The sequence below is a fragment of the Serratia fonticola genome (assembly GCF_001006005.1).
Classification (GTDB): Bacteria; Pseudomonadota; Gammaproteobacteria; order Enterobacterales; family Enterobacteriaceae; genus Chania; species Chania fonticola.
The window spans coordinates 3,686,956-3,711,245 of the sequence record NZ_CP011254.1 but is presented as its reverse complement, the minus strand read 5'-3'; the positions used below and the strand labels follow the sequence as shown (position 1 = coordinate 3,711,245).

The window sequence follows — 24,290 nt, the reverse complement described above, 5'->3', positions numbered from 1 at the left end:
TCAGGAAGTCGATGTGCTCGGAGAATGACTAGACTCCTCGGCTGGCTGGCTAATGGCCGCACTGCGCCAGGCGCTGTAGATCGCCAACAGTGGGGCCAAGGCAAACAGCAGGAACAGCCAATGAGCAGCGGAGGCCGCGCCCTCAATGCCACCCGGCGTGGTAAATCCGGCCAGGTTGGTGACCATCCCCGCCAATGCCGCGCCAAACGCCGTGGCGAACAGCTGCACCGTGGTGATGGAGGCCCCGGCGATATCCTTATCGGCCTGCGGGGCCACCTGCAAAATGCGTGTCAGCAGGTGCGGCCAGCCAAAACCGATACCGAAACCGACCAACGTCAAAGCCAGCACGATCGGCCCCAGCGCCTGCCAGTGGCCGTTAGAAGGAATTGGCATCAGCACTGCCAACCCCAGCAAACCAAGCAGTACCAGGATCGGCCCGCTGATTATCGCCAAACGGATCCCCACGCCGCGCCAACCGGAGCTAAGGATTTCTGAGAGGGTCCAACCCGCTGCCATAGTGGCTGCGATATAGCCGGAAATCAGCGGTGACTGACCATGCAAGGTTTGCAAAAAGTAAGGCACAAAGATCTCGCTGGTCATGCCGATCACCAATAGCGTTACCGTAACGTACAACGAAGCCAGCGCTGAACCACGACGCAGTGCCTGATATGGCAGCAGGCGGGCGCGGGAATGTCCCTCACGCCGGATTAACCCAATCAACAACAGCAACGCCAGCACGATGCCGCCCACGTTTAGCCAACCGCTATCTGCCAGGCTGCCAGCCGATACCACCAATACCGCGCCAGCCAGCAGCAGCAACTGCATCAACGGTAACGGCGTTGGCCGCTGCTGCGGTTTACCTTTGGGCAGGATACGGAACGTAAAGGCGGCGTACAGCACCATGATCGGCAACAGAATACCGAACGCCCAGCGCCAGGCGTTCAATTCGGCAAAAATCCCGCCGACGGCAGGGCCCACCAACGTGGCAATCCCCCACATCGCGGAGATTAGCGCCATGGCGCGTGGCCAGAGTTTCTGTTCAAACACCAGGTTAATCATCGCGTAGGACAGTGCAAAGATCAGGCCGCCGCCAAACCCCTGTACCGTGCGGCCAATCAACATCACCGGCATGGAGGGGGCCAGCGCACACAGCATCGCGCCCACGATGAAGAACAGCGACGCCACCAGATAAGCACTACGCGCCCCGTAGCCACTCAGCAAACGTGCCGACAGCGCCGAGCCTAATATCGAGGCCACCACAAACAGGGTGGTGTTCCAGGCATAGAGATCCAACCCACCGATGTCCTGCACCACTGAAGGTAAAATGGTGGTCGCCACCAGAATATTGATCGCATGCAAGGCGACGCCGAGCGACAGTGCGATGGCACTGGCGGCATTTTTGCCGGAAAAGAGATCGCTCCAACGGCTATTATCATCGGTTATCACGGTTATCGTCCTGTTTTCAGAGGAATGGCATTGAGTTGATCTTGCTATTAGGCTAAATTTAACAAGCAATATCTTGGAATAATTAAGGGCGAGGCGCTGTAATATGTCAAGAATTAACTTGGAAAATGGCGAATGCACCGCACATTCGGTCAGTGACCGCTTGCTGAAGCTGTTGAAAACCCACGGTCCGCAGCAAGCCTCAGAAGCGGGAAAAGTCCTCGGCACCACCGGTGAAGCCGCTCGTCAGCAATTCGTCAAGCTGGCAAAAGAAGGCCTGGTGGAAGCCAAGGCCGAAACCCGCGGCGTTGGCCGCCCAGTTCAGCTCTGGCAGTTGACCGCCGCAGGTAACGCCCACTTTCCCGACGCCCATGCCGAATTAACCGCCCAACTGTTACGCACGGTGCGTGACAAGCTGGGTGAACAGGCGATGGACCTGCTGATCGACAGTCGAGAGCAGGAAACTCGAATTAATTATAAACAGGCGATGATCGGTGCAGCCGATTTACGTGAACGTGTTGCTCGTCTGGCAGCCATCCGTTGCCGTGAAGGGTATATGGCCGAGTGGAGTGAAGAGAAAGACGGCGAGTTTCTGCTGGTGGAAAATCACTGCCCTATTTGCAGCGCCGCAGCGGTTTGCCAAGGATTTTGCCGCGCCGAACTAAACGTATTTACCGAGGTGCTGCAAGCCAAGGTTGAGCGCAGCGAACATATTCTTACCGGGGCCCGCCGCTGCGCCTACCAGATCTCCCAGTCGTAATCCCTTGATTGTAGGCCAGGGACTGGCAGCCTCCCCCGGTATCACGACATCACTAAACGAGTAGAAAAGCATTGCTTATCGGCCATGGCTTAAGGTTTACTGAGTGTCCTAACGATTTTTCACCCTACCGAATAAAAACCCATGCTGAGCCAACAAAATCGTCATCTCCTGCCGTTAATCGGGGCGCTGTTTACGTTATATATTGTCTGGGGATCGACCTACTTCGCTATCCGCGTGGGGGTAGCAAGCTGGCCCCCTTTGATGATGGCGGGCATTCGCTTTCTGATTGCCGGTATCATCCTGTTCGTTTTCCTGTTGCAGCGGGGCCATGCCCTGCCCACCCTGAAACAATGGGTCGCCGCTGGCACCATTGGCATTCTATTGCTGGCCGTGGGTAACGGCCTGGTCACGGTAGCCGAGCATCAGGATGTGCCTTCCGGCATTGCCGCGGTGATGGTCGCTACGGTTCCGCTGTTCACCCTATGCTTCAGCATGTTTTGGGGTATCCGCAATACTAAGCTGGAATGGACCGGCATCGCCCTTGGCCTGGTGGGCATTGTGTTGCTCAACACCGGCAATAACCTGGTGGGTAACCCGACCGGCGCGCTGTTAATCCTGTTGGCTTCGGCCAGTTGGGCTTTTGGTTCGGTACTCGGCTCACGCATTTCGCTCCCTGCCGGGCCGATGGCCGGTGCCGCAGAAATGCTGGTGGCCGGCGTGGTGCTGACCATCGCCAGCCAACTGAGCGGTGAGCATTTGGATAAAATGCCTACCTTCAGTGGCTTCATGGCGCTCGGTTATCTGATTGTTTTCGGTTCAATGCTGGCGATCAGCGCCTATATGTTCCTGCTGAAAAACGTACGCCCGGCGGTAGCAACCAGCTATGCCTACGTCAATCCGGTGGTGGCGGTGCTGCTCGGCGTCGGTTTTGCTGGCGAATCCCTGGGCCCGCGCGAGTGGCTAGCGTTGGTGATTATCGTCTCGGCGGTGGTGTTGGTGACGCTGGGTAAATACCTGTTTGCCCGCCCGGCCAAGGTGCAACCAGCCGTCAAGTAAAGCATTACTCCTAACTTCTCCCCAAGGGGGAGGTTAGGTCTGCTAGTTGTTATTCCAGCCTCAGCCTAACCACTAATGAATAATAAACTCGGGGGTCACTAGACCTACCGCCGATGTTAGTGGCGGATTTGCGCCAAATCGTCCGCGGAAAGACCGGTCAACTTCATTACCATGGCACGATCAAAGCCTTCAGCCAGCATGGAACTCGCTATTTCCAGCACGGTTTCCCGCCCTTTTTCCATGCCTTGCTCAATGCCTTTCTCCATGCCTTGCTTAATCCCTTTCTCGAACCCTTTTTGCTCGAGATATTCTGCAATAGTCATCAATTCCTCCTCATGCCGCGGCGCGCGTCTGGCCAACTCACGGATCAACGTCTCCGGCTCGGTTGCTTTCCCCACCAACAGCATATAGTTCACCAATGATATGAGTTGCTCTTTAGTAGTGTATCCGGCCAACAACAATGTGACCAGTTGTTCTAACAGCTCAACCAGGTCGCGCTGGCGTACATGCTTTTGTAACAGCTCAAGAATGGCCATGCGGCGGTGCTGCATGATTTCATCGTCCGGAATGACGGTAACGTCAACCAACGGAAAATGCCCCGCATAGAGCTGCCTGGCTAGTTCAGGCTCACTAAATTCCTCTAACCAACTCATTGAATAGGGATAAGGCGTCACCTGACCGTGATAAAACAGCATAGGAATAACCAGAGGAAGCTGGTCGTACCCTGCCTCAAGGTGGCGTTGCATTGCCGCAATGGCATAGCGTATTAAACGAAATGCCATATGTTTGTCGGGTGAGCTTTGATGTTCGATCAAAACGTACACATAACCATCCCCTCTCTCGGTTCGCAACGAGTAAAGTACGTCAGAGTAATGGGCACGCAGGTCGCTCTCGATAAAACTACCGGGTTCCAGCTTTAGCGTGTTCAGATCGCAATACTGCAGTAAGGCAGGCGGCACATGTAATTCCAAGAAATCACGGGCCGTGTCTGGATGGGTGAGGAACTGCTTAAATAAAGCATCATGCGGGGTGGAGGTGGCTTTTTTCATGTCGGTCATCCTTGGACTTAACATAAAAAACCTACCATAGGCTGTCATCGGCGCACATTATGAGCGAATGGGTTCTGAATCCGCCTCGCAAAACCTTTGAACCTCAGTTGCGAACCTGATCCTGCCCAAAAAGACCAGAGGATCGGTGCAGTCCGCATACCCCCAATTAAACGAGTGTTGTTTCACCCGGGGAAGGGGCTATAATTCCCGCTGTTCTGGACAACCTGCGAAATCATCATTATGCGGAAAAAAGCGTTCCTCATCGTCATCGCCTTATGTGCCTTCGGCTCTCTGAGCGGCGTGTTCCTGGCCGGGCTGAATATGTACACCCGTTCCACTACGCCACAAGAAGAGACCACAACCACCAACGATGCCGCTACCGATAGCGCCCCAACGGCCACTATCCAAGCGAAATAACCCGCTTTATAACGCCGTGACGCCAGCGTTGGCCGCTAGCCTTTCAAGCTCGGCCACCCGCTGATAAGCGGCACGCGGCACCAGACTAAAATCGCCGATCAGTAGGCTTTCACTGGCCGTATGGTTGACCATGGCACTGGCCGCGGTGCGCAGGATTGCCAATTGTGAGTCTGGCGTTCCGGCCGCCGTGATCAACGGCAAGCCTGGTACTGCAGCGGTACGGCCAATAATCTTCAGCCCAGCAACGGCTTGTGGCCTTGCCCGTTTCAACAGGGCAAAGCTGATGCAGTCAATGGCCGCAATATCCGCCTGCCCCTCCAGGATCATCTCCAATGAGCGATAGTGGCTACCAGAGGCGATCGCCTGGCGGAAAAACCGCCCTTCTCGCGCCAACGGTGCAATCAAGGCTCGCAGGCTGTTATACCCCGACTGTGAATCACGGCTGTTATACGCCACCACGCGATCGCGAAAATCTTCCAGACGGTCAGCCGGTTCATCCTCACGCACCACCAGCCAACTGCTATAGTTCGCTCCGCTGCAACCCTCCACGCGGTAATGGTAAGTGCCCACCAGCTGTACCTGTGGTAACACCGTCACCAATGGATAACCGCAGGTCTGGCTAAGTAGCAGATCCGGCCGTTGCCAGTGTTGCGGCAAATCCTGCGGCCAACTCAGCGTCTGGGGAACCTCCGCCATACCCAGTTGCTGCAGCTTATCGCGTAGCGCCTGCCAGAACGGTTCCACCTGTTGGTGGCTAACGCCGTACATCGGTAAAGAGACTATCGCCATGGAAGTTACCCCGCAGAAGATGAGACAGTCAGCCGTTGCTGACGCCAGGCGGTGAGGTAGCCTACCCAGCGTTCGAACAGCATGTCGGTAATGATCGCCAACAACGCCACTACCACCGCTCCCTGGATCACATACGCCGTATTGAAGCCGCTCAGGCCAATAATGATCGGCGTTCCCAGCGTTTTGGTGCCCACCGTCGAGGCTATCGCCGCCGTGCCGATATTGATAATCACCGAAGTACGGATCCCCGCGACGATCACCGGGGCCGCCAACGGCAACTCAACGCGCCACAAAACTTGCCAGCGGCTCATCCCCACCCCTTGAGCCACTTCACGCGTACCCGCCGGAACCGACTCTATCCCGGTCAAGGTGCCTTGCAGGATCGGTAATAAACCATACAGCACCAGCGCAATAATCGCTGGCTGTTCACTAAAGCCCATTACCGGTACCGCCACCGCCAATACCGCGACCGGTGGAAAAGTCTGCCCAACGGCAACCACGGTTTCCACCAATGAGCGAAACTCCCTCCCGGCAGCGCGCGTCACCGCAATGCCAGCGGTTACGCCAATCATTACCGCAATCAGGCTCGATACGGCTACCAGCGATAAGTGCGCAACAACCAGCGAGAAGAAGCTGTCCTGCTGATACACCGGCCGCTCCAACTGTGGGAACCAAGCGGCAAACAGGCCGTGCAGATGGTTCATGCCGAAGACCAACGCCACTAGCAGAGCAAATGTCCACGGCAGAGGATCGCGCCACCCGCGCGTGATATTCATGATAGCGCCTTGTGTGTAATCAAATCGCTGAAATGCAACACGCCAAGCGCTTGCCCCTGTTCGTCAACCACCGGCAAACGTTCGCTGCCTCGGGCAACAAACACCGAAAGCGCCTCACGCAGGCTCATCATGGCCTGGATAGGTTCCCCTTCCGCTTCGCCCGGCCGCACCCTTTCGGCTACCGTGCCCAACGCCAACAGCTTGATCCCCCGATCGCTGCGGCCAAAGAAGTCACGCACAAAATCATTCACCGGGTTGGTCAGCAGCTCCAACGGAGTGCCCTGCTGCACCACTCGCCCCTGATCGAGCAGCACGATCCGATCGGCCAGCCCCAGCGCTTCATCGATATCGTGCGTCACCAATACGATGGTGCGGCCAGAAAGTTGATGAATGCGGGCAATCTCCGCCTGCAACGAGGCCCGGGTAACCGGATCGAGCGCACCAAAGGGTTCATCCATCAGCAACACCTCTGGATCGGCGGCCAGCGCTCGTGCCACCCCAACCCGCTGCTGCTGTCCGCCGGAAAGCTGATGTGGATAGCGGCGGCGGAACAGGTCCGGCTCCAGTTGCAGCAGCTCCATCAGCTCAGTCACCCGATCGCGGATCCGCGCCCGTGGCCACTTCAGCAACTGCGGCACCGTGGCGATGTTCTCTTCCACCGTCCAATGAGGGAACAGGCCGATCGACTGGATGGCATAGCCCATACGGCGGCGCAAATCCTGTGGCTTGAACTTATGGATCTCCTCACCGGCAAACCTGATCTTGCCTTTATCATGCTCGATCAGGCGGTTGATCATCTTCAAAGTGGTGGATTTGCCAGAGCCAGAAGTGCCGATCAGCACGGTAAACTCCCCTTCCGCCATGCTCAACGAGAGATCGTCCACCGCCGGTTTCCCCTGAAAAATCTTGCTTACCCGGTCAAAGTTAATCATCTGGCAGTCACTTCCAACATTGAAATTATGAATTTAAACAGCGAATCGACGATCACCGCCATGGCGATCACCGGGATCACCCCGAGCAGCACCAGATCCAGCGCGCTGCTGAGTAATCCTTGAAACACGATCGCACCAAAACCCCCTGCCCCGATCAGCGCTGCCACCACCGCCATTCCCACGGTTTGTACCGCCAGGATCCGCACGCCGGTCAGGAACAGTGGCAATGCCAGTGGCAGCTGTACGCCAAAGAAAATCTGCCCGCGCGTCATTCCCATGCCGCTGGCGGATTCAATCACGCTGGCGGGCACGCTTTGCAAACCGGCGACCACGCTGCGCACCAGCGGCAGCAGGGCATAGAGCACCAATGCCACAATCGCCGGGGCCATGCCGATACCGCTGATGCCTAAGTTAGCCAACCAAGGGAGCGCCGCCGCCAGCCCGGCCAACGGGGCGATCAACAGGCCAAACAGCGCAATGGAGGGTACGGTCTGGATGATATTCAGCGTAGAGAAGATCGGGCCCTGCCAGCGGGTTGAACGAAAACACAGCACGCCCAACGGTACGCCAATCAGCAGAGCCGGTACCAAGGTAGCCAGCAAGATGGTCAAATGCTGGAGTAACGCAGCGTCAAACACCTCTTGCCGGTTGTGGTACTCCTTCATCAGGGAAAGCTGGTCCAACTGATGGGTAAACAGCAACAGCGCGGCAGGTAGCATCACCAAAGCGTTACCCAGAATGCGCCACAGGTGCGAGGGGGTGATCCGCGTCATGGCATCTGCGGCGATCAGGCCGCTCAATGCTGCCATTAGCGCACAGCCGCTGCTCCAGGAAGTCCGCGCCAACGGCGAGCCCTGCAATGCCAGTTGCTGCGCGGTATAGCCGCTCAACCAAAAGATCATCGCCAATAGAACAGCGGCAACGCAGGCGGTCAGCCGCGCCCGATTGCGCGTGGGGGTCAACAGGCTGAGCACGGCCAACGCCAGTAATGGCAGCAGCAGCCACAGCGCTGGGCCATGCAACAGTGAAATCAGAGAGATACTCTTGCCAGACAGCAGGCGATTAGGGGCATAACTGAGGAACGGCAGGCCAAAGGCCGCAAGCAGCAGCAAAACAAACAGTGTCAGTAATACGCGGTTTTTCAAGACAATAATCAAAATCACTCCCAGGGTCTAATCAGCCAGTTAAGCGCAGAATGCATAGCTACGCGTAAGCTGACGTCCCCTCACCCTAACCCTCTCCCACAGGGAGAGGGGACTGAACGTGCCACAAATGGGCTCCTGCACCTAATCCCAATGCCGCATCCGTTCCATCTCCTGCGGGGAGGGGATTAAACGTTCTAAAGATTGAATCCTGCCCTTAATGGCTGCTCTATACCAGCTCCCTCTCTCTGTGGGAGAGGGGACTGAACGTGCCACAAATGGGCTCCAGCACCTAATCCCAACGCCGCATCTTTCCATCTCCTGCGGGGAGGGGATTAAACGTTTTAAAGATTGAATCCTGCCCTCAATCGATGCTCCGTATCAGCATCCTCTCTCTTTGGGAGAGCATTGGGATGAGGAGCAATATCAGATTCAGTCGTCAAATCAAGGTTACTTAATCAACCCTTTCTGTTTCAGGTAATTGACCGCTACCTGTTTGGCATCCTGGCCTTCTACGGCGATCTGCGCGTTCAACTGCTGCAAGGTTGGGCCGTCTAACGTAGCGAATACCGGTTTGAGCAGTTCGGCGATATTGGCGTGCTGCTGCAGCGTTGCCTCACGAATAATCGGAGCCGGGGCGTAAATCGGCTGCACGCCCTGTGGGTCTTCCAACGTTTGCAGGCCCAGCGCGGCTACCGGGCCATCGGTCCCATAGGCCATTGCCGCATTCACCCCAGAGGTTTGTTCCGCCGCCGCCTTGATGGTCACCGCCGTGTCACCGCCAGCCAGTGACAGCAACTGATCCTGATTAAGCTTGAAGCCATAAGCATTCTGGAAGGCCGGTAGCGCGTCCGGGCGTTCGATAAACTCTGCCGATGCCGCCAGTTTGAACTTACCACCGTCGTTGATCCACTTGGCCAGGTCTGCCAGGGTTTTCAGATGGTTGGCCTGTGCCACGTCCTGGCGAACGGCGATCGTCCAGGTGTTGTTTGCCGGGGCGGCATCCAGCCAGACGATCTTGTTCTGGTCATAGTCGAGCTTTTTGACCTTCTCGAACCCGGCCTGAGCGTTTTTCCACGCCGGATCTTTTTCATCGGAGAAGAAGAAGGCACCGTTACCGGTGTACTCCGGGTAGATATCAATCTCGCCGGAGGTGATCGCACCACGCAGCACCTTGGTGGTGCCTAGCTGCAGTTTGTTGGTGGTTTTTATGCCATTGGCTTCCAGCACCTGCACAATGATATTGCCAAGCAACGAGCCTTCGGTATCAATTTTAGAACCCACGCGTACCGTATCGGCCGCCTGTGCAACACCGCTGGCTCCTGCCAGAACGGTCAAAGCCAATGCCAAAAAACGTGCGCGTAATGGGGTAATAGCCATGCTTTATCCTCTTTGATGATGCTTTCCGGCTATTTCGCCAGATCGATTGGAAAATCCTGCGCGGTATGGGTCCAGCGTATCACATGCTGTTTCCCGACACTCTCCTGTTCAAACGGGTGTACTTCAACGGCAATCGGCGTCACGGCATGATCGACAAACCAGTTGCCATAGCCCTGTACCACAAACCCCTGGCTGCGTTGCCGGTAGGCCTGCTGCTCTGCCAGATAGACTTTTCGCAGCCCATACCAAGGCAAACCGGGTAAATCATGATGCACTAAATGATAGTTCAGATTAAGAAACAGCAGCCGCCACGGCCAAGAGGCCTCATTAATAATAGAACGTGCCTGCGGAGCGTCCACCGCGCGATGCTCGTAAAACGAACGGATCTTGGTCAACCCCAGCGCCGGGTAGCTCACCGCCAGCAGATAAAAGGCGGCAGAAATGCCCTGCGTTTGCAGCCAGGCAAGCAGAGCCACCAACAGTGCACCCTGTACCAGCCACATCGCCAAAGTCCGCAGATCCCCAGCCAGTATGGCTTTCAAGGCATTGGCCAGCGTGGCGGCAATATCCCATGCCGGGCCAAGCGTGACTCGCCCAATCAGGGTGTTACGCACCTTGGCCAACAGAGGCAGCAAAACAGGAAAACGCTGCCACTGCGCCCGGCTGAAATAGTAACTTTCCGGATCTGCGGCAGGTTGGGTCAGATGATCGTCGCGATGATGCTGAATATGGCTGTCACGGTACAGCCCATAGGGATACCACACCGCCAGGGGAAGCAGGCCGAACAGTTGGTTGAGCCGTGGCCAGCGGGTGGGATGGCCGTGGATCAGCTCATGCTGCAACGAGAGATACCAAGTGGTCGCCACAGTCAGCAGCGGTGCGCCCAGCCAGGGGCCAAGCTGCTGCCAATAATGCACCACACCGAACCAACTACCGTAAACCAGCAGCATAATTCCCCAGGTCGGCAGTTCCAGCCGCCAGACCCATTGCCGGTTAAGCTGTTGGATCCACGCTCGTTGTTCGCCGTGCAGATAGTGGCTATGGGGTTTGGCTGAAGACATTTTCCGGCTCGCTGACGGCTATTTTTCTCAGTATCAACCAGGCAGATCGGCGCTCAAAATAACAAAAGTGGCAAAGCAAAGTTGAAAATCAGCGGGTTGTACAGATCCCAACCTTAAACCATGTAAACTACATGGATTATTATTACCCGAAGCCAAGGAAACGTTATGCAACCCATACATCAGGTCAGGAAAATTTTGGCCGTGCTCTTAGCCACATTGCTGTTACCCACGGCAGTATCGGCAACCCAAACTTTGGTCTATACCGATCATGAACCGCTGGGCGGGATGCGCACGCGGTTTATTCAAGAGGTATTTTTCCCTGCTATTGAAAAAGAATCCCAAGGACGTCTGAAAATAGAAGCTCATTGGGATAGCAAACTCGCTACCGGTTATGATGCCCTCAGCGTGGTGGGCAAACCAGGTACGGCGGATATGGCCATTGTGGTGCCCGAATACTCCGCTAAAACGCTGCCCCTGCACCAAATATTCAAAAGCTTCCCCACTGGCCCAACTGGTGACCAGCAGGTTGCCTTCTTCCGCCATGTCTATGCGGAAATCCCCGCGTTCCCTGCTGAGTTAGCCAAACAAAACGCCGTCAATCTGTTGTTCAGCACCGGCTATCCGGTGGCCTTTTTCAGCACCAAGCCGTTAGACCGTCTGGAGGATATAAAAGGGCAAAAGTGGCGTTCCGCCAGCTTCTGGCATCAGGACTTTTTGCGTAATGCCGGAGCCACCCCGGTTTCCATGCCTTGGGGAGACGAGATCTACCAAGCCATGCGAGCCGGTAAGCTGGATGGGTTAATGGTGAACGTGGACGGCGGTTATCAGCTAAACGTGCATAAAGTCGCTCCCAACGTCCTGTACTCCGAAAAGCTTTGGATGGGGCACGTCTATCTGTTGGTGATGAACAAGGACACCTGGGATAAGCTGGCACAGCAGGATAAGCAAGCCATTGAGCGCGCTGCCGCAACCGCCTATCAAACCTTGGGCACGGTGATGAACGCCAGCTTTGACGCTCAGGTAGCCGAGCTGAAAAAAGACGGCATAAGCATTCGCACGCTGCAACCCAAGGAGCTGGAGCAATGGCAGGCAGCTACCCGCTATCGGGAAGTTCAGGCTGCCTGGGTGAAGGAGCAGGAAGGAAAAGGGCTTAAGGAGGCTGGACCTGTCCTGCAACAGGTCGGTGAAATGGTGAATGACGCCATGCAATAGCGTCAGGCTATCGGTTTATTGTGGTGGTTGACAGCCTCCCCGGTGCCCCTACAGATAACGCATCAGTTGCAGTTTCGTTAGCCGCCTATGCAAGTTACAGAGTCAATCGCGGTTGATATCCAGCCAGCGGCGCTGTTCGGCGGAGGCGGCAATCGCATCCAGCACGCAGGATACCTTCCAGCCTTCCTCAAAATCTGGCCACATCCGATCACCCGCTGCAATGCCATTGACCAAATCGCGGATCTCCACCGTTTTCTGATCGTTAAAGCCGATACCATGCCCGGCGCTGATGCAGAATGCGGCATAATCCGGATGCTTTGGCCCTACCATGATGGTTTTGAAGCCCTGCCGCTCCGCCGGTTCATCATGGCGATACAGTTTCAGTTCGGCCATACGTTCCTGAGTGAAACTCAGGGTGCCCTTGGTGCCGGTCACCACATAGGTCAGACCCATTTTGCGCCCGCAGGCAATGCGTGAGGTTTCTATGGTGCCCATCGCGCCATTGGCAAAGCGCACCAGCGCGCTGGCCTGATCTTCGTTTTCAACTTGGCACATCTTGGCCGGGTTGTTCGGATCGGGCCGCTGTTTGATCAGGGTTTGCATATCGCCCGATACCGCAACAATATCCCCCACCAGATAATGCGCCATGTTCACGATATGCGCCGCCAGATCGCCCAACGCCCCCAACCCAGCGGTGGCTTTGCGGCAGTGCCAGTCGATCGGCGTACGCGGGTCGGCCAGATAATCTTCATTATGCGTACCGTAAAAATGCACCACCTCGCCAATTTCACCGTTAGCGATGATTTCCCGTGCCAACTGGCTGGTTGGGTTTTTCATATAGTTGAACCCAACCAGGGTTTTGACCCCTTTGGCCCGCGCGGCCTGCACCATCTCGGCGGCGTCTTGCGCATTCAGCGCCAGCGGCTTCTCGGAATAAACATGCTTGCCCTGTGCAATTGCCGCCAGGGCCATCTCTTTATGCAGGAAGTTCGGGGCACAGATATCCACCACGTCGATGGCAGGGTCGGCCACCAGTTCGCGCCAGTCACCGGTTGAACGAACGAAGCCAAACTCCGCCGCGCGCAGGGCTGCCAGCTCGGGTGTGACCTCCGCCAACATCTCCAACACCAACTCCCCTTTCAGCGGGAACACCGTGCCAGCCTGTGCATAGGCGATAGCATGACAGCGGCCAATATAGCCGGTACCGATCAATCCAACGCGCACCTGTTTCATCGTTTTCTCCCTTGCCTATCTTTGGAAAATAAAAATCATTATGTATTTATATGAAATTTAAATTTCATTAACAAGCCGATAATCAACTTTGCCACGGATCCGTGACTGCCCTCATAAAACGCGGTGGATAAAGAACACAGGGTTAGCAAAATAGTGGGGAGGTACGGCTGGTATTAAGCTAAACCGCGCTGCTATTATAAAGCCGCGCGTGTGGGCCTTGATGCCACACTTTCGCCCCCTCAACAGAAGACACCTCATGCCGCCGAAAATCTTGCTCAGTGCCTGCCTGGCCGGTTTCAACGTACGTTATAACGCCTCCAGCAAAACCGTTATCGATACCACCTTACAGCAGTGGCAAAAGGAGGGGCGATTGGTGGTGTGCTGCCCCGAATTGGCCGCAGGTTTCTCCACGCCGCGCCCGCCAGCAGAGATTGCGGCCGCTGCTAATGGCGCTGAGGTGATAGCCAACCAGGCCAGAGTGATCGACGCGCAAGGGAACGACGTTACCGACCAGTATCTGTTGGGTGCCCATCTGGCGCTGGATACCGCTCGCCTGCATGGCTGCCGTTTTGCCCTATTGAGCGATCGCAGTCCTTCCTGCGGGAGCCAGACCATTTACAACGGTGCATTCAACGGTCAAACCCAGCCCGGCAGCGGCGTCACCGCTGAGCTGCTACGCCAACATGGCATCGAAGTATTTTCCGAGCATCAGGTCGACGCGTTGATCGAGCGTGTCCGGTTAGTCGAGCTGGGCCAGACGATCCGCTAACCGCTGACGCAGATGGGCAATGCCCTGCGGGTGCCGTACAAATTCATCCGCAGGCATCATTTGCCAGCACTGCCCTTCATTACCGAAGCGGATCGCCGCAATCTGTGCGAGAGTGATTTCACCTACCATAAACCAGGTGGGCGGCGAGCCAGGCTTGATCCCGGCGTAACGCTGCTGCCAGACAATTTGCCGGGCGGGCAATAGAATACCGAACTCCTCCTCGGTTTCCCGTTGCACACATTGCACCGGGGTTTCGTCCCCTTCACGTCCGCCGCCGGGCAAGTCCCAGCAGCCGGGCCAGGGGATTGCCGGGTTGTCATCGCGCAGGTAAACCAGCACCTGGCCGCCGTACAGCAAGGCGATTTTCGCCCCGCCAAAGTCTTGGTCAATCATCTGCCCTGCCCCCTTTCAAACCGCAGCATACCAATATGCAAGATCGTTGAGGTATAGTGAAAACCTTCTTTGTCCTGACAGGCGAACAATAACCATGAACTCTGCTTTTTTAGTGACCGCGCAATGGCTTGAGCAACATATCAACGATGAAAATCTGACGCTGGTTGACGTGCGTATGGCACCTGTCGGTCAGGTGCCGAAGCAAGACATGTTGGCCGAATTTGAGCGGGGCCATATACCCGGTGCGGTGTATTTCGATATTGATGACGTCGCGGATAAAAATACGACGCTGCCGCATATGCTGCCCACGGCAGAAGCCTTTGCCGCCGCCGTAGGTAAACTGGGCATCAATGACCAACAGACCATTGTTTTCTATGATGGAGGCAATCAGTTCTCTGCCCCACGCGGTTGGTGGACGTTCCGTAATTTCGGTGCACAAAATGTATTCGTGCTCGATGAAGGTTTGCAAGGTTGGACATCACGCGGTAACGCCTTGGAAACCGGCCCCGCACAGCCTACCCCTGCCATCTTCCGCTCACACTTTAATGCCGAAGCGGTGGTGGATATGCAGCAGGTGGAACAGGCGATGAACGACCAGCGGCAAATCCTCGACGCCCGTGCCGCACCACGTTTCTATGCCCAAGCCCCGGAACCCCGCCCTGGCCTGCACCGTGGCCATATTCCGGGCAGCATCAATATTCCATATGGCGATCTGCTTGAGAACGGGCGTTTCAAATCACTCGAAGCGCTGAAAAAAACCTTCGATGAAAAAGGGGTCGATATCAACGCCCCCACCATCGTCAGCTGTGGTTCTGGCGTCACCGCCGCGGTGCTGGCCTTTGGCCTGCAATCACTGGGTGCCAAGCAGGTGAAACTCTATGACGGTGCCTGGAGCGAATGGGGTGCATTGAGCGGCAAGCAGCCGATCGCCCAAGATGAGTCAACTGACCACTAACAAAGAGGCTATCGTGTTCACGATCCGTCAAGCGTTGCCCGCTGATTTAGCGACCGTGCGGGAAATCGGGATTGCCAGCTACCTCGCTCACTTTGCTGAACTTTGGCAAAACCAGCAGGAGTTGCAGGCGTTTCTGAGCAAGGATTTTGCCGAACAGGCGTTGGAGCCCTCATTGCAAGACCGCGATACCTGCTGGCTGCTTGCCTATGAGGGGGAGACGCCGGTAGGCTTTGCCAAGCTTAATTTCGACAGCCTGCAGGCAGCAACCGCAACCCTCGGGGCCGAGCTGCAGAAGATTTATTTCCTGCCGCAGTTTGCCGGACGCGGCTATGGGGAACGGCTATATGCCGAAATACAGCGACGAGCCATTGAGAGAGGGCAATCCATCCTGTGGCTGGACGTGCTGAAAAGCAACTTGGCTGGCCAACGCTTTTATCAGCGGCAAGGCATGGCGATCGTGGGTGAGGAAAGCTATACCAGCGTCAGCCAATCCGTGGCCATGTGGGTGATGGCGAAAAACCTATAGCCACTTGGCGTTATGGGTAAAGGAGATGGTCAGCCAGCGGTGCGGGCTATCTTCACCAATGGCGTCGGCTATCTGGTCACGGATTTTATCCAGCTTGTGCACGCCGCTGTGTTCCATCTCTGGCGGGATCACGATGTGGATCTCAATAAACAGCCCGCGGCCAACGCGGGTGGCGTAATTGGAATAATCCAGGAAGCCATACTCCAGCGTCAACTGAGCCATAATGGCTTCCACCTTGGCATCCAGGCTGTCCGGCGTCATCTGCAGCACCTCCTGAATGGCAGATTTTACCGTTTTGATCGGCACCGGGATCAATACCAGCGTCAACAGTGCCAACGCAAAGGGGTCGGCATAGACGTTGAGGTATTCATAACGGGTTCCTTCCATTAGCCAGGAAAGAATAAAAGCCACCAATAGCGCCGAACTGATGCAGGCCGACATCAGCCAGCTTTTGTTATCCAGCGCGATCAGTTCCGATTTAACCTGCTTATTCAGCCGGGTTTGCTTAACATAGAGAGTGAAGCAGAAAACGCTGACGGTAACGGCATAGACAATCGCCCAGCCCAGCTCGAGTTCGCGCCCTCCGTCGGCAATCCCTTTGACGGCATTCACAAAGGCATACAGACACAACAACGTCAGTAAACTGCCGTTAAATGCCAGCACCAGCGGTTCGACATGCCAGAACCCATACTGAAAACGGCGGCTATGGGGTTGCCCCAGCAGGCGGGATACCAGCAAGGATAATGAACACATGCCCGCATCCAACGCCGAGAACATACCGTCAAACACGATCGACATGGAACCGCAGACAATCCCGAACACGATCCCGGCACTGGCGATAAACAGCGTGCAGAAGATCGACCTGCGCAGGATTTTTTGTTCTATTGCCGTGCTGGTTAACACTGGTGGCAACGTCGTGGGTGCTGTCGTCATAATTCCCTTATTTCAGTCGGAAAGTTCGGACATGTACTGCCGCAAAGTGACATCGTACTGAGTATGATCGACAAATGCAGGGTACACAAAAAAAGCGCCCTTAATGAGGGCGCCTGATGCCTTGCTACGCGGGATTATGCGCCGCGGATGCGCTGGGTCAGCCCTTTCAGGAAGTAGCGCAGCATCTGATCGCCACATGGGCGGTAGTTTTTGGTGCCTTCTTTGCGGAACAGCGCGCTCAGCTCAGGCTTGGAGATACGGAATTCCACCGCGGTAAAAATCTGGTGCAGATCGACATCTTTCAGTTCAAACGCCACACGCAGCTTTTTCAGCACCAGGTTGTTGGTGATCGGCAGCTCTACCGCCGGCGCCGGGAATTTATCGTCTTTGCCACGCTTGAAGAACACCAGGCCATTGAGGAAATGGGCCATCACTTCGTCGGGGCAGTTGGCAAAACCCGGCTCGCCTTCCTTGATCATGTAGGTCCCCATGGCTGCGACATCGACGTCAAAACCGTCCAGCTTGACGATTTCTACCATCTTCGAGTCATTAATAGCCAGCATGTAGCGCACGCTGCGCAGCACATCATTGTTAATCATGGAATAGCCTTTCGCTTGTCAATCAGGAGAGGCGTGCAGCGCTGCACACCTTGCATGGCGGCAGTATAGGGATCCGGCGGGGGTTTCTCAATGGAATTTCCACGGGCAAACCAGGGTTTACCCGCAGAGGTTAATGATTTTTCGGGTAAAGCGGAATTTCTTCACCAACGATATATTTGTTACGCAGGATGGCGGAGATCTTGTCCATCAGCATCACGATCACCACCAGGATCAGGGTGATAAACATCACGACGTCCCAGTTCCACAGCCGCATGTTCTCGGCATAGACCAGGCCGATCCCCCCAGCGCCGACAAAACCGAGCACCGCCGCCGAACGGGTATTGGACTCAATCTGGTACAGGCTCAGCGCCAGGAAGGTCGGGAAGGATTGGGTGAAAATGCCATAACGGTGTTTTTGCAGCCCATTAGCGCCCACCGCCGTCAGCCCACGACTGGGAGATTTATCCACCGCTTCGTGGCCTTCGGCATACAGCTTGCCAAGCAGGCCGATATCCTGCATCACGATGGCCAACACCCCGGCCAGCGGCCCCATGCCCACGGCACGCACAAAAATCAGACCCCAGATAGCCATATCAATCCCCCGCAGAATATCCAACAGGCGGCGAACCAGCGTCGCAATTGGCCGTAGCACAGGCGAGGACATTACGTTGCGCGCGGCAAGAAACGACAGCGGTAAAGCGAGCAGCGTTGCCGTAATAGTGCCAGCAAACACGATCGCCAGAGTGATAAAGATCTGTTGGAAATAATAGCCAAACGGCCAGTTGGCAAAGTCATGCCAGACAAACATGCGCATAAAGTAGCGGCTAATCTGTTGGCAACCGTTGGCAAACTGCGGCCAGGAAATGCCACACACCAGGAAGAAGAAGACGTAATACAACACAATCGCCACGGTAATCATGCCTAGGGTACGCAGATAGCGCCCTTGGCGTGAGAAGATTTCCGGGTTCTGCTGCTTGAGTTGCTGCAGATTGGTGGCAGAGATCGGCTGAACGGACATTAGGCTTTCCCCTCGACAACGCGTTTACGTAATTCACCGGAGGCGTAATCCAGCAGCGAAACCACCACGATAATCAGCAGCAGCGTCATGCTGACCTGATCGTAACGGTCGAGTTTGATATTGGTCATCAGCTCCTGACCAATTCCGCCTGCTCCTACCAGGCCGAGGATGGTCGACTGGCGGAAGTTGATCTCCAGTCGCATAAAGCTGTAGGACAGGAAGATCGGTTTGACCTGCGGCCACAGGCCAAAACGCATGCGCTGTAACGGCGTGGCCCCACAGGCGGCCAGCCCGCGCACCGGCTTGTTGGAGGCGGTTTCGATCGATTCATAGAACAGCTTGGTCAGGCTGCCGATGGTGTGTAGCGCCAACGCCATAAAACCGGGAATGGCACCGATGCCAAACGCCATCACAAACATCACCGCCCAGGCCAGCTCCGGCATGGTACGCAGGAACGCCACCAGCGTGCGGATGGCAAAGCGCAACGTCGCCGGGCTGTGGGTGTTATTGGCCGCCAAAAAGGCCAGCCCGCCTGCCACCAGCACGGAAAGAATGGTCGCCGCCAGCGCCAGTTGTAAGGTTTCCCAGATCAGCGGTAATTGGATATGTAACCGGTAGCCCCAATAGGCGAAGGAGCCTTCGGTATGACCGTCGGCGAACAGCAGCGGCCAGTGCAGCACCGGGATGGTTTCTGCCAGATAGTCAAAGAAATGGGGGATCGACACCCAGACGGTATGCAGGTTGAACTCGGCAATATTGCCTGCGCCAAGATAAAGCGCTACCAGCCCGAGCGACCAGAGCAGGGTTTCACGCTTCTGCTTACTGCGGATCCGTTGGTAGTAGTGTGCAAAGTCGGTATTCAAAATCGCTTTCCATCTTCTTGTAGTGGAGAGTATTGTCCCCTCACCCCAACCCTCTCCCACAGGGAGAGGGAGCTGATGCAGTGTTGCCATCAGGTACAGAGTTCGGTCTTGGGCCCATTCCTACGCAACTCTCTTCGAAGTAGAAGGCGCAGGTTCAGATATGACATTCCCCTCACCCCTACCCTCTCCCACAGGGAGAGGGAGCGGCCCGGAGCGCTTGGTTAGCCCCCACTACTCCGGAAAGTAGGGAGTAAAAACCAGAAAGGCAAGGTATTGCGCAGAGCAATCAACAAGCTCGATCGGTCCCCTCTCCCTGTGGGAGAGGGTTAGGGTGAGGACCGGGAACGAAGCCGCCTTAGCGATCGCCCTTGGTCAGCTCACGCTTCATATCGATAATGGTCTGGTATTCCGCCAGCGTGACCTCGCCAATGTGCTGCTTGCCGCCCATCGCCTTGATAAAGCACTGATGGTTGTCGGTATCCAGCTTCTTGATGGCGGTGACCACCTTGGCTTTGAAATCCGCAGGCAGGGAGTTGCTCACCAGGATCGGGCCATTAGGGATCAGCGGCGACTGCCAGATAATGCGGATCTGCTTCATCAAATCCGGATGATCCATACGGATCATCCGATTGAAGGCTCCGCTGGTATAGCCGGTGTTGTAATCGCCAATCATCGAGGCCCAGGTGACCGCGCCTTCAAACTGGCCGTTCAACACGCCGAGTACGTCCTGCTCATGGCCACCAGAGAAGGTGACACTGGAGAAGAAGTTGTTGTATTTGTTATCCGGCGTGCCGCCAAACTGCTTCTTGAACACCTGGTTTGGCACCAGGAAACCGGAGGTCGAATCCGGATCCGCAAAGCCGAAGGATTTGCCTTTCAGATCTTCCAGCTTTTTGTAAGGGCTGTCGGCTTTCACCACCACCACCGAGTGATAACCGCGTGACTGATCGGTATCATCCACCGCGATCCCCACCAGATCGACCGCCTTGGGATCCTTGATATACACCGAAGCAAACGACGAAGGCGACATGCTTAACACCAGATCGATCTTGCCCCCGAGCAGGCCCTGGATCACGCCAGAGTAGTCGGAAGAGTTACGCAGCTTGGTGTCTACGTTCAGCTCTTTATCGAGAAAATCTTTCACACACTGGTTATCACCAATCTGTTGGGTGGCGTTCTGTCCACCCAGGATCCCCAGGTTCAACTCTTTCGGCGCATCCGCTGCACCTGCAGTAAATACCATCATTACGCCGGCCATCATGGTGGTCAGTGTGAATACTTTTTTCATTGCGCATGCCCTGTGTGTAAAGGTGACGTTCAAGTGATTAATGGATCTGATTGGCTTCTTCGCCATACAGCTGCTGCAAAACACGTTCATTAAGCTGCGACGGGTGGCCGTCGAAAATGATTTTGCCCTGGGCGATGCCAATCACCCGGGTGCAGTATTCCCTCACCAGTTCGACCGAGTGCAGGTTCACCATCACCGCGATATCGTTCTCGCTGACTTTCTGTAGCGCATCCATAATGCGGCGGGTGTTTTTCGGATCGAGCGAGGCAACCGGCTCATCGGCCAGCAGAATTTTGGGGTTTTGCATCAGCGCGCGGCAGATGGCGACGCGCTGCATTTGGCCGCCGGACAGATTTTCGGCACGTTGCAGCGCATGTGGCAGCATATTCAGCCATTGCAGTAGCTCGATGGCCCGCGCACGATCGGCATCGTCGAACACTTTGAAGAAGGATTTCAGCGTTGAGGTGTGGCTGAGGCGGCCAAGCAGCACGTTGGTGATCACATCCAATCGGGGAACCAGGCAAAAGTCCTGGAAGATCATGCCACAGCGGGCACGCCACTGGCGCATCTGGCGGGCTGAGAGCTGCGCGATATCCTGTGCAACCCCATCGTCCTCAAAATGCAGCATCTCGCCACAGCTGGAAGGAATGGTGCCGTTCAGCGTATGCAGCAGGGTTGATTTGCCGGCCCCGGAGCGGCCTATTACCGCCACAAACTCCCCGGCGTGCAGATCAAAATTGATGTCGTCGAGGACGCGTTGCTGAGATTGATAAGCCTTACCCAGCCCTTTTACCGCTAATACCTTGCGTAACGGGATCGGTTGCTGCCCTGGATAGTCGGTCGGTGCCAGTTTTAACAGTGCCTGCGCCATATGATTTCTCTGATTTCAGTGGCTAATCTTATGGGCACCTATTAACGAATAACTGTATGACACGCAGATGATGGTTTTATGGCCGGGAAATGACGTTCAACGCCATTTCCCGTGATTGGCAGGATTAAAATAAGCGAGTAGAGGTTTTATCGGCGTTCTATTTCGCTCAATGCCGCACGCATCCCGTGGTCAAGAATGGCTTGCAGATCGGTGGTCACGGCAACAGTCAGCCCAGGAACGGCATTGAGATTTTGCCCCCAGTGCGCTTCATCTGCCAGCACGCTTTCTACCAACGCCGCGAGCGTCAGGTCGTGATGTTCCACTCCAGCCCACAGCGTTGCGAACCTCGTCAGCCAATGGGCGTCATCCTGTAATGCATAGCTACCCGCCTGTCGTTCGCCACGATAGAAGGCCAACAACGCGGCCAAGGCAAAGGTCAGCCGTTTCGGCAGCGCGGCATTTTTCTGTTGGCCAGCCAGCAACTGCGGCAAAATACGCGTGCGGAATTTGGTCATGCCGTTCAGCGCAATCGACAGCAACTGATGCTGAATAAACGGGTTACGGAAACGGTTCTGTACCGCTTCGGCAAATGGCCGTAACTCTTCCTGCGGCAGATCGAGCACCGGCATAATCTCTTCGGCAATGGTGTTCGCCACATAGCCGCCGATCTGCTCATCGCTCATGGCCTCGCCCACGGTATTCAAACCGGCCAGGAATGCCACCGGCACCAGTGCCGTATGCGCCCCATTGAGGATCGCTACCTTGCGTTCTTTATAAGGTTTGATGTCATCGACGATGTGGACATTCAGATCCAACTTATCCAGATGCAGCTCTTGCGCCAGCCACTGCGGGCCCTGGATCACAAACAGGTAGAAATGTTCCGCCGTGTCGAGGAAGCTATCTTGATAACCCAACTGCTGTTGCCACTGATCTACTTCATCGCGTGGGTAGCCCGTGACGATACGATCGACCAGCGTTGAGCAGAAGGTGTTGCAGTCGTTCAGCCAATCGGTAAACGCCTGCGGTAACTGCCACTGTTGTGTATAGCGCAACACGTACTCTTTCAGCGCTTCGCCGTTGTAATCGATCAGCTCACACGGCAGCAGTACCCAGCCCTTGTCTGCGGCACCGTCAAAATGGCTGAAACGCTCAAACAGCAACCGCGTCAGCTTGGCCGGGAAGCTGGCCGCCGGAGCGTCGGTGAACTTATCGTCTGGTAAATAACTGATCCCCGCCTCGGTGGTGTTGGAGAACACGAAGCGGATCGCCGGATCCCGTGCCAATGCCAGATAGCTGTCGTACTGGTGATAAACGTTGATTTCCCGGTTGACCGAACGGATCAGGCGCGGCTCGCAAACCGCTTCCCCCTGCTCATTCAGCCCACGGATAATGGTGGTATACAAGCCATCCTGAGTATTAAGCGAAGGCGGCTGCTGGCTGTCAATTGGCCGCACTACCACCACGCCAGCATTCAACCCGGTATGCTGGTTTAGCAGGTCGATTTGCCAATCGACAAAGGCGCGCAAGAAATTACCTTCACCGAATTGGATAATGCGATCGGGATATTGCGCGCCAGGAAATTCGCTACGATTAAGTTGTTTCATTATTGCTCCTTGCATCCGGTGATCCCCCAGGTCGTAAATTACTCTCGGCAAGACCTGGGGAGTAATCAAGTTAATTAAAATGAATCACGCCTTTAATCAGCTGCTTATTATTAATTACTTCCGCTTCATAAATATCTGCCAGCGTGGAAAACTCGAATTGATGGGAAAGCATCATCCCGGCTGTTATTTTTCCGGCAGCCATTAAGCGCCCAACCTTGATAAAGTCTTCTTTGGTCGCATTGCGGCTCCCCATCATGGTGGTTTCCTTTTTATGGAATTCCGGATCGGAGAACTGCAGATCGCCCTTGAACAAGCCGACAAACGTAATGCTGCCACCATGGCGGATCAGGTTGACGCTATGGTTCATCGCATGCTGATTGCCGGTGGCATCAATGATTTTTGCCGCCAACATGCCGGAAAACTGGGCTCTTAAGGCCGCGTCAAAACCGTCGTCCGATGGATCTAACGTGGTCAGCCCAAGCATTTTTTCCACATGACTTCGGCGCTCTGCGCTGGTATCGGCCACGATCACGGTTGCCCCGTCCGCCTTGGCGATAGCCGCAACCCCTAGGCCAATCGGCCCTGCTCCTACCACCAATAGATGATCGCCCTGCTCAATGGCCGCTCGGCGTACGGCGTGAGCACTGATAGAAAATGGTTCAATCAGCGCCGCCGCTTGGGGCTCCACATCATCCACGGCCAGCAGGTTACTCACCGGCACGCTTAAAAACTCGCTAAAACCGCCGTCTTGATGCACGCCAATCACCGAGATATTTTCGCAGCAATTGGGTCTGCCGCTGGTGCATGCTCCGCAGTGATGACAGGAAACATAAGGGATCACCGCCACACGCTGCCCGACGCGCAATTCACTAACCTGGCTACCGACGCTGACAATCTCGCCGCATATTTCATGCCCCAGCACCCGCGGGTAGCTGAAGAAGGGTTGCTGACCAGACCAGGCGTGGATATCGGTACCGCAAATGCCTACCGTCAGTATTTTTAGTACCGCTTCGTCCTGCGCAGGCTGCGGTACCGGCCTTTGTTGGTAAACCAGCCGGGTCGGCTCCAGACAAACTAGCGTATTCATTGTGGTCATGATCCCTCCTCCTGTGATGTGGCGCTGTTATCCCGCAAAAAGAACAGGCGTATTGAGCTGATGTGGAGAATTTGTGAGTCAGCACAAATTAAACCGGTTTAAATGGGTTTTAAATGCTTAAAAAA

General features: G+C 55.6%; 25 protein-coding genes. 7 read left to right on the top strand and 18 right to left on the bottom strand.

Going from position 1 to position 24,290, the window contains the following annotated elements; translation table 11 throughout:
- Positions 1–1,446, bottom strand: coding sequence for an MFS transporter (locus tag WN53_RS16560; protein WP_024485888.1), 1,446 nt, complete (start codon positions 1,444–1,446; stop codon positions 1–3).
- A 103-nt stretch (positions 1,447–1,549) separates the two neighbouring features.
- On the opposite strand from WN53_RS16560, the gene WN53_RS16555 reads away from it, so the two are divergent.
- Both WN53_RS16555 and yedA read left to right on the top strand, forming a co-directional pair.
- Positions 1,550–2,203: a helix-turn-helix transcriptional regulator gene (locus WN53_RS16555; protein WP_024485889.1), complete on the top strand. Its 654-nt coding sequence runs from the start codon at positions 1,550–1,552 to the stop codon at positions 2,201–2,203.
- A 141-nt stretch (positions 2,204–2,344) separates the two neighbouring features.
- A complete protein-coding gene (gene yedA / locus WN53_RS16550; protein WP_024485890.1) occupies positions 2,345–3,259 on the top strand; it encodes a drug/metabolite exporter YedA in 915 nt (304 codons plus the stop codon).
- Positions 3,260–3,375: 116 nt separating this feature from the next.
- On the opposite strand, the gene WN53_RS16545 is transcribed toward yedA, so the two are convergent.
- A complete protein-coding gene (locus tag WN53_RS16545) occupies positions 3,376–4,317 on the bottom strand; it encodes an Rpn family recombination-promoting nuclease/putative transposase (protein WP_037412900.1) in 942 nt (313 codons plus the stop codon).
- A gap of 231 nt (positions 4,318–4,548) precedes the next feature.
- On the opposite strand from WN53_RS16545, the gene WN53_RS28780 reads away from it, so the two are divergent.
- Positions 4,549–4,725, top strand: coding sequence for a hypothetical protein (locus tag WN53_RS28780; protein ID WP_164721870.1), 177 nt, complete (start codon positions 4,549–4,551; stop codon positions 4,723–4,725).
- Between the two features lie 6 nt (positions 4,726–4,731).
- On the opposite strand, the gene WN53_RS16540 is transcribed toward WN53_RS28780, so the two are convergent.
- The 6 genes from WN53_RS16540 to WN53_RS16515 form a co-directional block, all read right to left on the bottom strand.
- Positions 4,732–5,514 (bottom strand): phosphate/phosphite/phosphonate ABC transporter substrate-binding protein, encoded by a 783-nt coding sequence (locus WN53_RS16540; protein WP_024485892.1) that lies wholly within the window; start codon positions 5,512–5,514, stop codon positions 4,732–4,734.
- Positions 5,515–5,519: 5 nt separating this feature from the next.
- Complete coding sequence (locus WN53_RS16535) at positions 5,520–6,290, bottom strand: ABC transporter permease (protein WP_024485893.1); 771 nt, start codon at positions 6,288–6,290, stop codon at positions 5,520–5,522.
- The gene (locus tag WN53_RS16530) at positions 6,287–7,222 is read right to left on the bottom strand and encodes an ABC transporter ATP-binding protein (protein WP_024485894.1); all 936 of its coding nucleotides are present in this window, start codon (positions 7,220–7,222) and stop codon (positions 6,287–6,289) included. The genes WN53_RS16535 and WN53_RS16530 overlap by 4 nt, the downstream gene beginning before the upstream one ends.
- A complete protein-coding gene (locus tag WN53_RS16525; RefSeq protein WP_024485895.1) occupies positions 7,219–8,373 on the bottom strand; it encodes an ABC transporter permease in 1,155 nt (384 codons plus the stop codon). The genes WN53_RS16530 and WN53_RS16525 overlap by 4 nt, the downstream gene beginning before the upstream one ends.
- 441 nt (positions 8,374–8,814) lie before the next feature.
- Positions 8,815–9,744 carry a glycine betaine ABC transporter substrate-binding protein OsmF gene (osmF, locus tag WN53_RS16520; RefSeq protein ID WP_024486419.1) on the bottom strand — a complete coding sequence of 310 codons (930 nt, stop codon included), beginning with the start codon at positions 9,742–9,744 and terminating at the stop codon, positions 8,815–8,817.
- Positions 9,745–9,773: 29 nt separating this feature from the next.
- Positions 9,774–10,805 carry a fatty acid desaturase gene (locus WN53_RS16515; RefSeq protein ID WP_024486420.1) on the bottom strand — a complete coding sequence of 344 codons (1,032 nt, stop codon included), beginning with the start codon at positions 10,803–10,805 and terminating at the stop codon, positions 9,774–9,776.
- Between the two features lie 165 nt (positions 10,806–10,970).
- On the opposite strand from WN53_RS16515, the gene dctP reads away from it, so the two are divergent.
- Positions 10,971–12,017 carry a TRAP transporter substrate-binding protein DctP gene (gene dctP, locus WN53_RS16510; RefSeq protein WP_024486421.1) on the top strand — a complete coding sequence of 349 codons (1,047 nt, stop codon included), beginning with the start codon at positions 10,971–10,973 and terminating at the stop codon, positions 12,015–12,017.
- Positions 12,018–12,119: 102 nt separating this feature from the next.
- Here dctP and WN53_RS16505 read toward each other — a convergent pair whose 3' ends face one another.
- Positions 12,120–13,250 (bottom strand): Gfo/Idh/MocA family protein, encoded by a 1,131-nt coding sequence (locus tag WN53_RS16505; RefSeq protein WP_024486422.1) that lies wholly within the window; start codon positions 13,248–13,250, stop codon positions 12,120–12,122.
- 256 nt (positions 13,251–13,506) lie between these two features.
- On the opposite strand from WN53_RS16505, the gene WN53_RS16500 reads away from it, so the two are divergent.
- The gene (locus WN53_RS16500) at positions 13,507–14,019 is read left to right on the top strand and encodes a 2-thiouracil desulfurase family protein (protein ID WP_024486423.1); all 513 of its coding nucleotides are present in this window, start codon (positions 13,507–13,509) and stop codon (positions 14,017–14,019) included.
- On the opposite strand, the gene WN53_RS16495 is transcribed toward WN53_RS16500, so the two are convergent.
- Positions 13,990–14,412: an NUDIX hydrolase gene (locus WN53_RS16495; RefSeq protein WP_024486424.1), complete on the bottom strand. Its 423-nt coding sequence runs from the start codon at positions 14,410–14,412 to the stop codon at positions 13,990–13,992. The two genes, WN53_RS16500 and WN53_RS16495, sit on opposite strands and share 30 nt — an antisense overlap.
- A 94-nt stretch (positions 14,413–14,506) precedes the next feature.
- Between WN53_RS16495 and sseA the strand changes: the two genes are divergently transcribed.
- The gene (sseA, locus tag WN53_RS16490) at positions 14,507–15,367 is read left to right on the top strand and encodes a 3-mercaptopyruvate sulfurtransferase (RefSeq protein ID WP_024486425.1); all 861 of its coding nucleotides are present in this window, start codon (positions 14,507–14,509) and stop codon (positions 15,365–15,367) included.
- The gene (locus tag WN53_RS16485; protein WP_235167049.1) at positions 15,348–15,893 is read left to right on the top strand and encodes a GNAT family N-acetyltransferase; all 546 of its coding nucleotides are present in this window, start codon (positions 15,348–15,350) and stop codon (positions 15,891–15,893) included. Before sseA ends, WN53_RS16485 begins: the two co-directional genes overlap by 20 nt.
- Here the strand turns inward: WN53_RS16485 and WN53_RS16480 are convergent.
- From WN53_RS16480 to WN53_RS16445, 8 genes are all read right to left on the bottom strand, one after another.
- Entirely contained in the window at positions 15,888–16,826 is a 939-nt protein-coding gene (locus tag WN53_RS16480) for a cation diffusion facilitator family transporter (protein WP_024486427.1), read from the bottom strand. The genes WN53_RS16485 and WN53_RS16480 overlap by 6 nt on opposite strands.
- A gap of 134 nt (positions 16,827–16,960) precedes the next feature.
- A complete protein-coding gene (locus WN53_RS16475; protein ID WP_024486428.1) occupies positions 16,961–17,425 on the bottom strand; it encodes a YehS family protein in 465 nt (154 codons plus the stop codon).
- 130 nt (positions 17,426–17,555) lie between these two features.
- Positions 17,556–18,443: a phosphonate ABC transporter, permease protein PhnE gene (phnE, locus tag WN53_RS16470; protein WP_024486429.1), complete on the bottom strand. Its 888-nt coding sequence runs from the start codon at positions 18,441–18,443 to the stop codon at positions 17,556–17,558.
- Complete coding sequence (phnE, locus tag WN53_RS16465; RefSeq protein WP_024486430.1) at positions 18,443–19,306, bottom strand: phosphonate ABC transporter, permease protein PhnE; 864 nt, start codon at positions 19,304–19,306, stop codon at positions 18,443–18,445. The genes phnE (WN53_RS16470) and phnE (WN53_RS16465) overlap by 1 nt, the downstream gene beginning before the upstream one ends.
- A gap of 355 nt (positions 19,307–19,661) precedes the next feature.
- Positions 19,662–20,594, bottom strand: coding sequence for a phosphonate ABC transporter substrate-binding protein (phnD, locus tag WN53_RS16460; protein ID WP_046808115.1), 933 nt, complete (start codon positions 20,592–20,594; stop codon positions 19,662–19,664).
- A gap of 37 nt (positions 20,595–20,631) precedes the next feature.
- Positions 20,632–21,465, bottom strand: coding sequence for a phosphonate ABC transporter ATP-binding protein (gene phnC, locus WN53_RS16455; protein ID WP_024487078.1), 834 nt, complete (start codon positions 21,463–21,465; stop codon positions 20,632–20,634).
- Positions 21,466–21,611: 146 nt separating this feature from the next.
- Positions 21,612–23,069, bottom strand: a complete 1,458-nt coding sequence (locus WN53_RS16450) for a tagaturonate reductase (protein ID WP_046808114.1) — start codon at positions 23,067–23,069, stop codon at positions 21,612–21,614.
- 70 nt (positions 23,070–23,139) lie between these two features.
- A complete protein-coding gene (locus WN53_RS16445) occupies positions 23,140–24,165 on the bottom strand; it encodes a zinc-binding alcohol dehydrogenase family protein (protein ID WP_046808113.1) in 1,026 nt (341 codons plus the stop codon).
- Between the last annotated feature and the right edge of the window lie 125 nt (positions 24,166–24,290).